Origin of the sequence: Pseudomonas sp. rhizo25 (assembly GCF_031931935.1) — a bacterium.
Taxonomy (GTDB): domain Bacteria; phylum Pseudomonadota; class Gammaproteobacteria; order Pseudomonadales; family Pseudomonadaceae; genus Aquipseudomonas; species Aquipseudomonas synxantha.
Genome location: NZ_JAUJXA010000001.1, coordinates 709,920 through 724,405 on the forward strand (window position 1 = coordinate 709,920; position 14,486 = coordinate 724,405).

At 59.8% G+C, this 14,486-nt stretch carries 18 protein-coding genes; 11 read left to right on the forward strand and 7 right to left on the reverse strand.

Annotated elements, in window-relative coordinates:
* Positions 1-85 precede the first annotated feature (85 nt).
* From QZR30_RS03350 to QZR30_RS03395, 10 genes are all read left to right on the forward strand, one after another.
* Complete coding sequence (locus QZR30_RS03350) at positions 86-1,060, forward strand: KpsF/GutQ family sugar-phosphate isomerase (protein WP_046070932.1); 975 nt, start codon at positions 86-88, stop codon at positions 1,058-1,060.
* Positions 1,061-1,585, forward strand: coding sequence for a KdsC family phosphatase (locus tag QZR30_RS03355; protein WP_056845505.1), 525 nt, complete (start codon positions 1,061-1,063; stop codon positions 1,583-1,585).
* Positions 1,586-1,593: 8 nt separating this feature from the next.
* Entirely contained in the window at positions 1,594-2,166 is a 573-nt protein-coding gene (gene lptC / locus QZR30_RS03360) for an LPS export ABC transporter periplasmic protein LptC (RefSeq protein ID WP_046070930.1), read from the forward strand.
* Positions 2,153-2,686, forward strand: a complete 534-nt coding sequence (gene lptA, locus QZR30_RS03365; RefSeq protein ID WP_043050759.1) for a lipopolysaccharide transport periplasmic protein LptA — start codon at positions 2,153-2,155, stop codon at positions 2,684-2,686. The genes lptC and lptA overlap by 14 nt, the downstream gene beginning before the upstream one ends.
* Entirely contained in the window at positions 2,686-3,411 is a 726-nt protein-coding gene (lptB, locus tag QZR30_RS03370) for an LPS export ABC transporter ATP-binding protein (protein ID WP_005784841.1), read from the forward strand. Before lptA ends, lptB begins: the two co-directional genes overlap by 1 nt.
* A gap of 184 nt (positions 3,412-3,595) precedes the next feature.
* Complete coding sequence (locus tag QZR30_RS03375; RefSeq protein ID WP_046070929.1) at positions 3,596-5,089, forward strand: RNA polymerase factor sigma-54; 1,494 nt, start codon at positions 3,596-3,598, stop codon at positions 5,087-5,089.
* A gap of 74 nt (positions 5,090-5,163) precedes the next feature.
* Complete coding sequence (gene hpf / locus QZR30_RS03380) at positions 5,164-5,469, forward strand: ribosome hibernation-promoting factor, HPF/YfiA family (protein ID WP_027604812.1); 306 nt, start codon at positions 5,164-5,166, stop codon at positions 5,467-5,469.
* Positions 5,470-5,479: 10 nt separating this feature from the next.
* A complete protein-coding gene (gene ptsN, locus QZR30_RS03385) occupies positions 5,480-5,944 on the forward strand; it encodes a PTS IIA-like nitrogen regulatory protein PtsN (RefSeq protein ID WP_046070928.1) in 465 nt (154 codons plus the stop codon).
* A 2-nt stretch (positions 5,945-5,946) separates the two neighbouring features.
* Positions 5,947-6,804 (forward strand): RNase adapter RapZ, encoded by an 858-nt coding sequence (gene rapZ / locus QZR30_RS03390; protein WP_046070927.1) that lies wholly within the window; start codon positions 5,947-5,949, stop codon positions 6,802-6,804.
* Positions 6,805-6,820: 16 nt separating this feature from the next.
* Positions 6,821-7,093, forward strand: a complete 273-nt coding sequence (locus tag QZR30_RS03395; RefSeq protein WP_046070926.1) for an HPr family phosphocarrier protein — start codon at positions 6,821-6,823, stop codon at positions 7,091-7,093.
* Between the two features lie 21 nt (positions 7,094-7,114).
* Here QZR30_RS03395 and QZR30_RS03400 read toward each other — a convergent pair whose 3' ends face one another.
* From QZR30_RS03400 to pmbA, 6 genes are all read right to left on the reverse strand, one after another.
* Entirely contained in the window at positions 7,115-8,008 is an 894-nt protein-coding gene (locus QZR30_RS03400; RefSeq protein WP_046070925.1) for a ZIP family metal transporter, read from the reverse strand.
* A gap of 31 nt (positions 8,009-8,039) precedes the next feature.
* Positions 8,040-8,651: a superoxide dismutase gene (locus tag QZR30_RS03405; RefSeq protein WP_046070924.1), complete on the reverse strand. Its 612-nt coding sequence runs from the start codon at positions 8,649-8,651 to the stop codon at positions 8,040-8,042.
* Between the two features lies 1 nt (position 8,652).
* Entirely contained in the window at positions 8,653-9,081 is a 429-nt protein-coding gene (locus QZR30_RS03410; protein WP_046070923.1) for a hypothetical protein, read from the reverse strand.
* A 27-nt stretch (positions 9,082-9,108) separates the two neighbouring features.
* Complete coding sequence (locus QZR30_RS03415; protein ID WP_046070922.1) at positions 9,109-10,485, reverse strand: class II fumarate hydratase; 1,377 nt, start codon at positions 10,483-10,485, stop codon at positions 9,109-9,111.
* Positions 10,478-10,873, reverse strand: coding sequence for a hypothetical protein (locus QZR30_RS03420; protein ID WP_046070921.1), 396 nt, complete (start codon positions 10,871-10,873; stop codon positions 10,478-10,480). The genes QZR30_RS03415 and QZR30_RS03420 overlap by 8 nt, the downstream gene beginning before the upstream one ends.
* Positions 10,874-11,021: 148 nt before the next feature.
* Positions 11,022-12,368 (reverse strand): metalloprotease PmbA, encoded by a 1,347-nt coding sequence (pmbA, locus tag QZR30_RS03425; protein WP_046070920.1) that lies wholly within the window; start codon positions 12,366-12,368, stop codon positions 11,022-11,024.
* 108 nt (positions 12,369-12,476) lie between these two features.
* On the opposite strand from pmbA, the gene yjgA reads away from it, so the two are divergent.
* Complete coding sequence (gene yjgA, locus QZR30_RS03430; protein WP_046070919.1) at positions 12,477-12,998, forward strand: ribosome biogenesis factor YjgA; 522 nt, start codon at positions 12,477-12,479, stop codon at positions 12,996-12,998.
* Between the two features lie 45 nt (positions 12,999-13,043).
* On the opposite strand, the gene tldD is transcribed toward yjgA, so the two are convergent.
* Entirely contained in the window at positions 13,044-14,486 is a 1,443-nt protein-coding gene (gene tldD / locus QZR30_RS03435; protein WP_046070918.1) for a metalloprotease TldD, read from the reverse strand.

The window sequence follows — 14,486 nt, forward strand, 5'->3', positions numbered from 1 at the left end:
CGCACAAACCCTGACGAACTTACGTGAGCGTATTGATCATTACGGCTATAATCGCCGACTTTTCGTCAGGCTATACGATTCAGACATGAGCCAATCCAACGAGCTTATCCAATCCGCACAACGCACCATCCGCCTCGAGCTTGAAGCCGTAGAGGGCTTGCTGGCCCATATCGACGCGGATTTCGTGCGCGCCTGCGAGCTGATCCTGACCAGCAAGGGCCGCGTTGTCGTGGTCGGCATGGGCAAGTCCGGTCACATTGGCAACAAAATCGCCGCGACGCTGGCGAGTACCGGGACCACCGCGTTTTTCGTGCACCCGGCCGAGGCCAGCCACGGCGATATGGGCATGATCACCAAGGATGACGTGATACTGGCGCTGTCCAATTCCGGCACCACCAACGAAATCGTGACCCTGTTGCCCCTGATCAAGCGCCTGGGCATCCAGATGATCAGCCTCACCGGCAACCCGGAATCGACGCTGGCCAAGGCTGCCGATGTCAACCTGAACGTGCACGTGACCCACGAGGCCTGCCCGCTGAACCTGGCGCCCACCTCCTCCACCACTGCTGCGCTGGTCATGGGCGATGCATTGGCCGTGGCGCTCCTGGAGGCCCGCGGTTTTACCGCCGAAGACTTCGCATTTTCCCACCCAGGCGGCGCGCTCGGCCGTCGCCTGTTGCTTAAAGTGGAAAATGTCATGCATTCCGGCGCCGAACTGCCAAGCGTCCCACGCGGCACCCTGCTCAGGGATGCGCTGATGGAAATGACCCGCAAAGGCTTGGGCATGACGGCGATCGTCGAACCCGATGGTCGCCTGGCCGGGGTATTCACCGACGGCGACCTGCGTCGTACCCTGGACCGCACCATTGATATCCACACCGCGACCATCGATGCGGTAATGACGCCTCACGGCAAGACCGCCCGCGCTGAAATGCTCGCGGCTGAGGCGCTGAAAATCATGGAAGACCACCGGATCGGCGCGCTCATCGTCGTCGACAATGATGATCGCCCTATCGGGGCCCTTAACCTTGGCGACTTGCTGCGCGCAGGAGTGATGTAGATGAACGGCGACCTGTTGCAACGCGGTAAAAACATCAAGCTGGCGATTTTCGACGTTGACGGCGTGCTGACCGATGGCCGCCTGTACTTCCTCGAAGATGGCAGCGAATTCAAGACGTTCAACACCCTCGATGGCCAGGGCATCAAGATGCTGATGGCGGCCGGTGTGCAAACGGCGATTATCAGCGGTCGAAAGACACCGGTTGTGGAACGCCGCGCACAAAACCTGGGGATTGCTCACCTGTATCAGGGCCGTGAGGATAAACTGGTAGTGCTGGACGAGCTTCTTGGCCAACTCAACCTAAGCTATGAACAGGTCGCCTATTTGGGTGACGACTTGCCTGACCTGCCGGTGATTCGCCGGGTGGGCCTGGGCATGGCCGTCGCGAATGCCGCGGCGTTTGTGCGCGAACACGCCCACGGCATCACCACCGCCCGTGGCGGCGAAGGTGCTGCCCGGGAGTTCTGCGAGTTGATCCTGCGTGCCCAGGGCAGTCTTGAAGCGGCCCACGCCGCCTACCTATAGAGCGTTATATGCTGAGTAAAAAGATCCGCAACTTCCTGTTATTCGGGGTCATCGCCGCGCTGCTCTTGGCGGTGGGCTACTGGAATATCAGCCCAGGGCGCTTTCTCGACCAGCCGGTTGCGCAGGTTGACGAAGGTCTTATCGACTATTACGCCACCAATGCCTACAGCATCCAGTACCTGCCCGACGGGAAGGTGCAGTATGAAATGACGTCGGACAAGGTCGAGCACTTGAAGGCCTCCGAAGTCAGCCTGCTGACCAATCCGGACCTGAACCTGTATCGCGGCACCGAATTTCCGTGGCACGTCACCAGCAAGCGTGGCGAGGTCAACCCGGACGGCACCGAAGTTGAACTGATCGACTCGGTGCGCGTCGCACGTACAGACGCACAGAACCGCGACACCATCATTACCAGCAGTCGCATGACGGTATTCCCACAGAAGCAATATGCGCAGACCGAGCAAGACGTTAGAATCGACGGCGCTGGCGGTGTATCGACTGGCAAGGGAATGAAAGCGTATTTGAAAGAAAGCAGGATACACCTGCTATCGAACGTAAGAGGACAGTATGAGGCTCGTTAAAACCCTCCCTATTTTGCTCGGTCTGGGCGCAGCACTGGGAAGCGTGAGCGCCTGGGCTCTGCCGAACGATAGCCAGCAACCGATCCATATCTCGGCTGACGATGCGCAGCTGGATGACAAGCAAGGTGTCGCCACCTACACCGGCGGCGTGATCATCACCCAGGGCTCGATGAAGATCACCGGTAATACGGTGACACTGACGCGTACCCAGGCCGGCGATATCGATGTCGTGACCTCAGTGGGCAACCTCGCTTACTTCGAACAGAAGCAGAAGGCAGAAGATCCAGGCCCGATGAAGGGCTACGGCAAGACCATTCAATACCATGCCCAGCAAAATCGCATTGTACTGATCGACCAGGCCAAGGTGCTGAGCGCCGACGGTAACTCGACCGAAGGCGAGAAAATCGTCTACAACACCCAGACCCAGGTCGCCCAGGCCGGTCGCGCCAATGGCAACAAGGTCACCGCACCTCGTCCGCGTATCGACATGGTTATCCAGCCGAAGAAGAAGGCCGAGTAATGGCGACCCTGAAAGCCCAGCACCTGGCCAAGGCCTATAAAAGCCGCCAGGTGGTACGCGACGTCAGCCTGTCGATCGACAGCGGCCAGATCGTCGGCCTGCTCGGCCCCAACGGCGCCGGCAAGACCACCTGCTTCTATATGATCGTCGGCCTGGTCCAGGCGGACCAGGGTCGTGTGCTGATCGACGACCTGGATGTCAGCCACCAGCCGATGCATGGTCGTGCGCGGGCAGGTATCGGCTATCTTCCCCAGGAAGCGTCGATCTTCCGCAAACTGTCGGTGGCCGACAACATCATGGCGATCCTGGAGACCCGCAAGGAGCTCGACCGCGATGGCCGCCGCAAAGAGCTGGAAAGCCTGCTGCAGGAATTCCACATCAACCACATTCGCGACAACCTCGGCATGAGCCTGTCCGGTGGCGAGCGTCGTCGTGTGGAAATCGCCCGCGCCCTGGCGACCGCGCCCAAGTTCATCCTGCTGGATGAACCGTTTGCCGGTGTCGACCCGATCTCGGTGGGCGATATCAAGCAGATCATCCACCACCTCAAGGCCAAGGGCATTGGCGTGCTGATCACCGACCATAACGTGCGCGAGACACTCGATATCTGCGAAACGGCTTATATCGTCAACGACGGCCAACTGATTGCCGAAGGCGATGCCGAGACTATCCTGGCCAACGAGCTGGTCAAGGAAGTGTACCTGGGTCACGAGTTCCGCCTGTAGGCACGGTGGTATCGCGGCTTTACCTGGAGCGCGCAGGAGTCAATAGAAACCTTAGCTTTTTTATTGTTACCGCGCTCTAGGCAAAGCCCCCGAGATCAGGCATATAATTTGCTTATGTTTGGCGCTCACGCGCCCTGTCGTGGATGGCGCATTGCGCCGGCGAATAAGGTGTTAAGCCCCTGCCATGAAACCATCGCTAGTCCTGAGAATGGGCCAGCAGCTGACGATGACACCGCAGCTGCAACAGGCCATCCGCCTGCTCCAATTGTCGACCCTGGACCTGCAACAGGAAATCCAGGAGGCCCTGGAGTCCAATCCGATGCTCGAACGCCAGGAAGAAGGCGACGACTTCGACAATGCCGACCCTCTGGCCGATAACATCGAGCAAAAACCCAATCCCGACGTGCAGGAACCCTCCTACCAGGAAACCGCCCCGACGGTGGATAACCTCGAGGACGGCGAATGGAACGAACGCATTCCCAACGAGCTTCCCGTGGATACCGCGTGGGAAGACGTGTACCAGACCAGCGCCAGCAGCCTGCCGAGCAACGACGATGACGAGTGGGACTTCACCACCCGTACATCTGTCGGCGAGAGCCTGCAGAGCCATTTGTTGTGGCAACTGAACCTGGCACCGATGTCCGACACTGATCGCCTGATCGCGGTCACCCTGATCGACTGCATCAATAACCAGGGCTACCTGGACGAGACCCTCGACGAGATTCTTGAAGCCTTTGACCCGGAGCTGGACATCGAACTGGACGAAATCGAAGCCGTCCTGCATCGCATCCAGCAATTCGAGCCCGCCGGCATTGGCGCCCGCACCCTCAGCGAGTGCCTGCTGCTGCAATTGCGTCAGTTGCCGGCCAAGACGCCCTGGCTGGCCGAAGCCAAGCGCCTGGTGGCGGACTACATCGACCTGCTGGGCAGCCGCGACTACAGCCAGCTGATGCGCCGCATGAAGCTCAAGGAAGATGAATTGCGCCAGGTCATCGAGCTGGTGCAGAGCCTCAACCCGCGCCCGGGCTCGCAAATCGAGTCCAGCGAAGCCGAATACGTCGTCCCCGACGTGATTGTGCGCAAGGACAACGAGCGTTGGCTGGTGGAGCTGAATCAGGAGTCGGTGCCCCGCCTGCGGGTCAACCCGCAATATGCCGGTTTTGTGCGCCGCGCCGATACCAGCGCCGACAACACCTTCATGCGCAACCAGTTGCAGGAAGCCCGCTGGTTCATCAAGAGTCTGCAAAGCCGCAACGAGACCCTGATGAAAGTGGCGACCCAGATCGTCGAGCACCAGCGCGGCTTCCTGGAATATGGCGACGAAGCCATGAAGCCTTTGGTACTGCACGATATCGCCGAAGCGGTGGGCATGCATGAATCAACGATTTCCCGGGTGACCACGCAGAAATTCATGCATACCCCACGGGGTATTTATGAGCTGAAATACTTTTTTTCCAGCCACGTCAGCACCTCCGAAGGCGGTGAATGCTCGTCCACGGCGATCCGCGCGATCATCAAGAAACTGGTTGCCGCGGAAAATCAGAAAAAGCCGTTGAGTGACAGCAAGATCGCTGGTTTACTGGAGGCACAAGGCATTCAGGTCGCCCGTCGAACCGTCGCCAAGTACCGCGAGTCCCTCGGGATCGCGCCTTCCAGCGAGCGTAAGCGTTTGATGTGACGGGCGGGCCATAGCGTTCCAGTGGCAGGCGTCTTGCCTGCCGCTTTATGCACTGGCAACGAAGGAGAAGCTGTATGCAAGTCAACATCAGTGGACACCATGTAGAAGTCACCCCTCCACTGCGCGACTATGTCGAGCAGAAGCTGAGGAAGCTTGAAGGACATTTCGACAAGATCACCAACGTGCAGGTCATCATGAAGGTTGACAAGCTTCAGCAGAAGATCGAAGCGACCCTCCAGATACCTGGTGGTGAAGTGGTTGCCAATGCCGAGCATGAAGACATGTATGCATCGATTGACTTGCTCACCGACAAGCTCGACCGCCAACTCAAAAAGCATAAGGAAAAGAATCTGAGCCTGCTCCAAGGCACAGGTCGTTAACTCTCCCCCCATGATCCGACTTGAAACCATCCTGACCCCCGGCCGTTCCCTCGTGAACGCGCCGGGCGGCAGCAAGAAAAAAGCCCTCGAACAAATTGCCAACCTGATCCACCGCGAAGTGCCGGGTCTGGAGATGCAAGATGTCTTCGAGGCGTTGATTGCCCGTGAAAAGCTCGGTTCCACCGGTTTTGGCAACGGCATCGCCATCCCTCACTGCCGCCTCAAAGGCTGTGATACGCCCGTGAGCGCTCTGCTGCACTTGGAAGCTGCCATCGATTTCGACGCCATCGACGGAGCCCCGGTCGACCTGCTGTTCGTATTGCTGGTCCCGCAAGCCGCCACCGATGCGCACCTGGAACTGCTCCGGCAGATCGCCAGCATGCTCGACCGCAAGGAGGTACGCGAAAAACTGCGCAGCGCCAAGACCAACGAGGCCCTGTATCAGGTCGTCCTGGATGAACAAAACGGGCAGTAATCATGCGTTTGATCATCGTCAGCGGCCGTTCCGGCTCAGGTAAAAGCACCGCCCTCAACGTCCTTGAGGACAACGGTTTCTATTGCATCGACAATTTGCCCGCCGGCCTGCTGCCGGAGCTGGCGGAACGCGCACTGATCCATACTGAACTGGCGCAACCCCTGGTAGCTGTGTCTATCGATGCCCGCAACCTGCCCAGCCACCTCTCGCGGTTCCCGGAACTGCTGGAAGAAGTGCGCGCCAAGCATATTCATTGCGATGTGCTGTACCTGGATGCCGACGAAGAAACGTTGCTCAAACGCTTCTCAGAAACCCGTCGTCGCCACCCGCTCAGCAGCGCCAACCGCTCCCTGGCCGAAGCCATCCAGGACGAGACCAAGCTGCTCGGGCCGATCATTGATCTGGCTGATCTTAAGATCAACACCACCAACCTGAACCTGTATCAGCTGCGCGACGCGATCAAGCTGCGCCTGCTGAACCAGCCAGAGCCCGGGACTGCGTTCCTGGTCGAATCATTCGGTTTCAAACGTGGCATGCCGGTGGATGCCGACCTGGTGTTCGACGTACGCTGCCTGCCCAACCCCTATTGGAAGCCGGAACTGCGCGATCAATCCGGCTTGGACCAACCCGTGGTCGATTACCTGGCCGCGCAACCGGATGTAGAAGAGATGTTCCAGGACATCTCCAGCTACCTGCTCAAATGGTTACCGCGCTTTGCCGCGAGCAACCGCGCCTACGTCACCATTGCCATTGGCTGCACTGGCGGCCACCATCGCTCCGTCTATCTGACGGAACGGCTGGGCCAGGTGCTGCAACAAACCCTCAAGAACGTCCAGGTCCGCCACCGCGACCTTAGCTGAAAGGAACACCACTGCGATGCCGGCTCGGGAAATTGAAATCATCAACAAGTTGGGCCTGCACGCCCGGGCCTCGGCCAAATTCGTCGGCGTGGCCGGGCAGTACCCTTGTCAGATCCGCGCTGGTCGTACACCGGAATCCATGGTCGATGGCAAGAGCATCATGGCGATGATGATGCTGGCGGCCGGCAAGGGCACCAAGATTCACCTGAAGACCGAAGGCGAGCAAGAGGACGAAGCGATGGCGGCATTGGTTGAGTTGATCAATAACTACTTCGACGAAGGCGAATAACCTTTTAAGTAGCAGGGAGCCTCATCCCAACGCCGTATCCATCACCATCATCAGGCAAAACCCGATACACAGCCCGAGGCTGGCGAGCTTTTCGTGACCATTTCGCCGCGATTCGGGGATCACTTCGTGGGTCACCACCAACAGCATCGCACCGGCGGCCAGCGCCAGGCCCAAGGGCAATAGCACCTCGGCCAGGCTCACCAACCAGGCACAAAGTACCGCGAATACCGGCTCGACCAAGCCTGACGCCGCGCCGATCAGAAACGCTTTGACCCGCGACATCCCCGCCCCAGCCAGCACCAGCGCAATCACCAGGCCTTCCGGTACGTCCTGCAAAGCAATGCCCATGGCCAGGCTATCGGCATCCGGCATGCCACCACCCGCCGAGACACCCACAGCCATACCCTCTGGAATATTGTGAGCGATGATGGCAAACACAAATAGCCAGATGCGCGGCGGGATCACTGGTTTATCCGGTGTGCCCACCAGCATTTCCGGGCTGGCACCGGAGACCTTGCGATCGACCAGGTACAGACCGAACGCCCCCAGCATAATGCCGAAGCTGATCAACCCACCCGCCCCCCAGGGCGAGAGCCCCAGGCTTTCAGCCGCGGCGATACCCGGTACCACAAGGGAGAAAGCGGTCGCCGCCAGCATCACACCGGCACCGAAACCCAAAAGGGTATCGCTCAGCGCTATCGGCATGCGCCGAATCACCAGCACTGGCACCGCCCCCAGCGCCGTGCCGAGCGCGCAAATCGCGCCTCCCTGCAAAGCGCGCAGGATGCGGGGCTCCAGGTTAAGCCAGGCCAGCCCGTGGGCCACCAGCAACGCGGTACCAGCCAATAGCAACAGCGAGCCAAACGCATAACGAAACATTCGCACGCTACTGATCGCCAGTGTTTCAGTGCCCATAGTCGGCCTTAGATCTTGTTATGGAGGAATTTCAGGCCAGGGCGGCCTGGTAGCGTACGGCAACTTCCGGCCAGTTGATGACACTGTAGAAGGCATTGATATATTCCGGGCGACGGTTCTGGTACAGCAGGTAGTAAGCATGCTCCCACACGTCGAGGCCCAGGATCGGCGTATTGCCAGTCATCAGTGGGCTGTCCTGGTTGCCGCTGCTTTCCACCACCAGTTTTTTTTGCGGGGTGACGCTGAGCCAGGCCCAACCGCTGCCGAAGCGGGTCAAGGCTGCCTTGGTGAAGGCTTCCTTGAAACGATCATAGCCGCCCAGTTGTTCGTCGATAGCATTCCCCAGCGCACCTTCTGGCTTACCGCCGCCGTTGGGCGACATGACGGCCCAGAACAATGAATGGTTGGCATGCCCGCCACCTTGATTGATCACCGCGGCCCGCAGCGTTTCCGGCAGTTGCTGGACGCTGGACACCAGCTTTTCCACCGGCCAACCGGCAAACTCAGTACCCTCGACTGCAGCGTTGAGGTTGTTGATATAGGTCTGGTGGTGCTTGGTGTAGTGAATCTCCATTGTTTGCGCATCAATATGCGGCTCGAGGGCGTCGTAGGCGTAAGGCAAGGCCGGCAAGGTATAGGTCATATCAATGTGCTCCGTATTGAGACGTGGACGATTGCGGCGCAGCAGCGCCCAACAAGCGATGGGTACGCGGGTACTCGCCGTGATCGCTGATGAAGTTCAACAGTTCGACATAGGTCTTGCTGCTCTGGCGCAATGCTGCCTCGCGTAATTGCGGGTTCAGGCGTGGGTCCTGCATGGTCTGCAACAGGCGCTGGTGGATGGCACAGAGGTATTCCGCGCTTTCCTCTGGTTGGTTCAGGCGCAAGTGCAAGTCCGCCAGGTTGTGATGGGAAATGACGCAAGCCGCCACTGCTTCGTCGGCATCCGCCCAGCGTTCGAACAACACTTGGGCCAGGGCCAGGGCTTGCAGATAGGCCTCGCGGGCGTCAACCAGCTCGCCCGCCATAAAACAGCGATTGGCTCGTTCGATCGTGCGTTTCCAGTGCTCCATAGTGAGCCTCCAAAGCAGAGTCGTTGGTTACACGCCGCCGGCCGTGAGCTTCTCCGGGTCCAGCAGGACTTCCAGTTGGCTGCGTGGCAGATCGGTGTGCTCGAGGGCGACATCGATCACCGGCCGGCCTTGCTGATAAGCCTTCTTGGCGATTTCAGCGGCTTTTTGGTAACCAATGATCGGGTTGAGTGCGGTGACCAGGATCGGGTTGCGCGACAGCGCCTCCTTGAGCTTGGCCTCGTTGACCTTGAAACTGGCAATGGCCTTGTCCGCCAGCAAACGGCTGGAATTGGCGATCAATTCAAGGCTGCTGAGCAGGTTCTGGGCGATGATCGGCAGCATCACGTTCAGCTCGAAGTTGCCCGATTGACCGGCCACGGTGATCACCGTGTCATTGCCGATGACTTGGGCGGCTACCATGGCTGTGGCTTCCGGGATCACCGGGTTGACCTTGCCCGGCATGATCGACGAGCCCGGCTGTAAGCCTTCCAGCTCGATTTCACCGAGGCCGGCGAGTGGGCCGGAGTTCATCCAGCGCAGGTCGTTGGCGATCTTCATCAGCGAGACGGCCGTGGCTTTCAACTGGCCAGAGACGGCAACGGCGGTGTCCTGGGAGCCAATCAGCGCAAACAGATTCGTGCCTGGAGTGAACTTCACCCCGGTCAAGCGGCTCAGTTGCTGGCTGAAACGCCCGGCAAACTCGGGGTGCGCGTTGATCCCGGTGCCCACGGCGGTACCGCCCTGGGCCAGCGCTTGCAAGGCCGCAAGCAGGTCCTGCAAGTGACCGATATTGGCCTTGAGCTGCTGCGCCCAGCCATTGAGCACCTGGCTCATGCGTACTGGCATGGCGTCCATGAGATGTGTACGGCCGGTCTTGATGAACGGGTGAACCTCCTCGGCCTTTTGCTCGATCACCCGCACCAGGTGCAGCAGGGCCGGCAGCGTTTCTTCATGCAGGACCAACGCTGCGCTGACGTGAATGGTGGTAGGGATGATGTCGTTGCTGCTTTGGCCGCAATTGACGTGGTCATTGGGGTTGACCGTCTCGCCGAGCAAACGGCTGGCAAGGGTGGCAATCACTTCATTGGCGTTCATGTTGGAGCTGGTGCCGGAACCGGTCTGGAAGATGTCCACCGGGAAGTGCTGCATGTAGTCGCCTTCCAGCAAGCCTTGGGCAGCATCGACAATGGCCTTGCCCTGCCCTTCGCTGATTTGCTTGAGGTCAACGTTGACCTTGGCCGCGGCGGTCTTGGCGAGGATCAGGGCGCGAATGAATTGCGCCGGCATGCGTTGATGACTGATGGGAAAATTGTTCACCGCACGCTGGGTCTGGGCGCCATACAAGGCTTCTGCCGGGACTTTCAACTCGCCCATGCTGTCGCGTTCGATACGGGTATTACTCATCGGAAGATCCTTGCACAAGGTCAGACACAGAAATGGAGGGCAGCAATTGGCAAGTCGCCAGTTGCCAGGCAAAGGACTGCCAGCGCTTGAGGCGGCAGGGGCAATGGGAGAGTCGTTCCAGGTCGCGCAGCGGGCGCCAGGCCTGGTCCAGGCACATGGAGCGCCAATGCCAGGGCAGCGCGATATCGCTGGCGGTGTCGATCAACAGGCGGAATGAGGTTTCGGCGATCGTCCACGGATGGGTCGCGGTGCAACACGCCAGGTATCGACCTTCATTGAGGTAATGCTCGATCAGCCGCGGTTCATCGGGATCGAGGCCGCAGCGAATCTGGCGGCTCATCCAACGCCAGCTTTCCAGGTAAGGATCCTCATGCAGGACAGAACTCATGATCCACACTCACTCGGTAATGATATTTATTATTAAATGATATTGAGAATCAAAACAAGAGCGGCAGGTTGATCCTCCCATGACCAAGCCATAAAAAAGGCGCGCCATCCAAAGGATGGCGCGCCTTTTATTGAGTGCTGGAGGGGGGTTAGCTGCCAGCGACAGTCATCCGCTCGATGAGCACTGAACCTGTGCGAATATTGCTGCGCAGTTCCAGGTCATTACCCACGGCAACGATCTGCTTGAACATATCGCGCATATTGCCGGCAATCGTCACTTCCTGGACGGCGAACTGAATCTCGCCATTTTCCACCCAGAACCCCGCCGCGCCGCGAGAGTAATCACCGGTGACCATATTCAGGCCGTGGCCCATCAATTCGGTGACCAGCAACCCACGCCCCATGCGCCGCAGCAACGCAGCCTGGTCTTCATCACCATGGGTAACGAACAGGTTATGCACGCCGCCGGAGTTGGCGGTGCTTGGCAGGCCAAGCTTGCGACCGGCATAAGTGCCCAATACATAGGAGACCAACTCGCCCTTTTCGACAAATGGCTTGGCATAGGTCGCCAGGCCATCGCCGTCGAACGACGAACTGCCCATGGCCCGCATCAGGTGTGGCCGCTCGTCGATGGTCAGCCACTCTGGAAACAGCTTCTGGCCGATTGCGCCTTCAAGAAACGAAGACTTGCGATACAGGTTGCCGCCGGAAATAGCGCCAAGGAAGCTACCGAACAAACCACCGGCCAGCTCTGCGGAAAACAGCACCGGCACTTCGCATGTCGGCACCGGGCGCGCACCGAGACGGCTGGCGGCACGTTGCGCAGCACGCTGGCCAATGCTGACGGGGTCCGCCAACAAATCGCCCTGGCGATTCACGTCGTACCAGTAATCGCGCTGCATCTGGCCGTTGGCTTCGGCGATCATCACGCAACTGAGGCTGTGACGCGTCGAAGCATATCCACCGATAAAGCCATGGCTGTTGCCGTAAACGCGGCAGCCCTGGTGGGTGCTCAGCGTAGTGCCGTCGGCATTCTTGATCCGGGCGTCGGTATCGAAGGCCGCCGCCTCGCAGACCAGCGCCTGCTCAATGGCTTGCTCGGGGGTGATGTCCCAGGCGTGGAACAGGTCAAAATCCTGTACGTCCCTGGCCATCAGCGCCTTATCGGCCAGCCCCGAGCTTTCATCTTCGGACGTGTGCCTGGCAATCGCCAGTGCTGCGGCAACGGTCTCGCGAATGGCCTCCGGGCCACTGGCTGAGGTGCTTGCCGAGCCTTTGCGCTGGCCTGCGTACAAGGTGATACCGAACCCCTGGTCGCGATTGAACTCGACGGTTTCCACTTCTCGCTGGCGCACCGACGTCGACAACCCCTGCTCCAGCGACACCGCTACTTCACAGGCACTGGCCCCCTGGCGCTTGGCCTCGGCAAGGATCTGCTCGACTTGTTCCTGCAGTGCCGGTAACGCTTGCGGACCGACGCTTTGGGCTGCACTCATGGTTTTCTCCACTCAAATTCTGCTTTCGGTTAAGGCCATCGAGCGACCGGGCCGGACAAGCGGCCCCCGACTGGTTATCATGGCGGCGTTTCTTTGCGGACTGCCACCATGGTTGATTCTTACGACGACTCCCTCGATGGGGAGAAAAGCAAAACCCAGGTCAAGCGCGAGCTGCATGCGCTGGTTGACCTGGGCGAGCGCCTCACAACGCTCAAAAAAGAGTTGATTGCCAAACTGCCACTGACCGACGAAATGCGCCGGGCCTTGGCGGATGCGCCCAAACACAGCGCGAATATCGCGCGTAAACGGCACATCATGTTTATTGGCAAACTGATGCGCGATCAGGACATTGACGCGATTCTGGCCTTGCTCGATCAAACTGATGCCTCCACTCGCCAGTACAACGAACGCTTCCATAACCTGGAACGTTGGCGTGACCGCCTGATCGCGGGCGATGACGCCGTGCTGGAGAAATTCGTGCTGGACTACCCGGACGCGGACCGCCAGCAACTGCGCTCCCTGATCCGTCAGGCCCAACACGAACTGGCGCATAACAAGGCGCCGGCCACCAGCCGTAAAATCTTCAAGTACATTCGTGAGCTGGACGAGACTCAACGCGGTCTGCGCTGATCCTCTTCCCCGGGTGGCGGCCTGCGCCACCCGAAGCTCCATCCTTTACGACCCCGTGCCACCCACGGTAATCGCGTCAATTTTCAGGGTTGGCTGGCCTACGCCTACCGGCACCGACTGCCCATCCTTGCCGCACGTGCCCACGCCGCTGTCCAGCGACAGGTCATTACCGACCATCGACACCTTGCTCATCGCTTCCGGCCCGTTACCGATCAGCGTCGCCCCTTTGACCGGCGCGGTAATCTTGCCGTCTTCGATCAAATATGCCTCGCTGGTGGAGAACACAAACTTGCCGCTGGTGATATCCACCTGGCCACCGCCGAGGTTGGCGCAGTAGATGCCACGTTTCACCGAGGCGATGATTTCCGCCGGATCGCTTTGGCCGCCAAGCATGTAGGTATTGGTCATGCGCGGCATAGGCAGGTGCGCGTAGGATTCGCGGCGGCCGTTACCGGTGCGCGCCACACCCATCAGCCGAGCGTTGAGCTTGTCTTGCATATAGCCCTTGAGCACGCCGTTTTCGATCAGGGTGGTGCACTCGGTCGGCGTCCCTTCGTCATCAACGCTCAACGAACCCCGGCGACCGGCCAGGGTGCCGTCATCGACAATGGTGCACAGCTTGGATGCAACCATTTCGCCCATGCGCCCACTGTAGGCGGAACTGCCCTTGCGATTAAAGTCGCCCTCCAGGCCGTGGCCCACGGCTTCGTGGAGCAACACGCCGGACCAACCCGAGCCCAGCACCACCGGCAAGGTACCGGCGGGCGCCGGAATCGCTTCCAGGTTCACCAGGGCCTGGCGCAGCGCCTCACGGGCATAGCCCATGGCACGGTCGTCAGCGAGGAAGTAACGGTAGTCGGTGCGCCCGCCACCGCCATGGCCACCACGCTCGCGGCGACCGTTCTGCTCGACGATCACACTCACATTGAAACGCACCAGCGGCCGCACATCCGCCGCCAACCCGCCGTCGGTGGAGGCGACGAGGATGCGCTCCCACACGCCAGCCATGCTCACGGTCACTTGCTGGATACGCGAGTCCAGGGCGCGGGTGGCCGCGTCGACACGCTTGAGCAGCTCGACCTTTTCGGCACGGCTGATCACTTCCAAGGGGTTATCCGGCGCGTACAACTGCGTCACGTCCTGGGTGCTGAACGCCTGCACCGTACCGTTCTGGCCGGCACGGGAAATCGAACGTGCCGCACGCGCCGCCAGGCCCAGGGCTTCCAGGGTAATCGCATTACTGTAGGCAAAGCCGGTTTTTTCACCGGATTGCGCACGCACGCCGACGCCCTGGTCAAGATTGAAACTGCCTTCCTTGACGATGCCGTCTTCCAGCGACCAGGATTCGGAGATCTGCCCCTGGAAATACAGATCGGCGGCATCGATGCCCGGCCCGGCCAGATCGCCCAGCACGGTTTGCAGACTTTCGATGGTCACGCCACCGGGTGCCAGGAGGTGTTCACTGACTGAGGACAACAACTCGCTCAT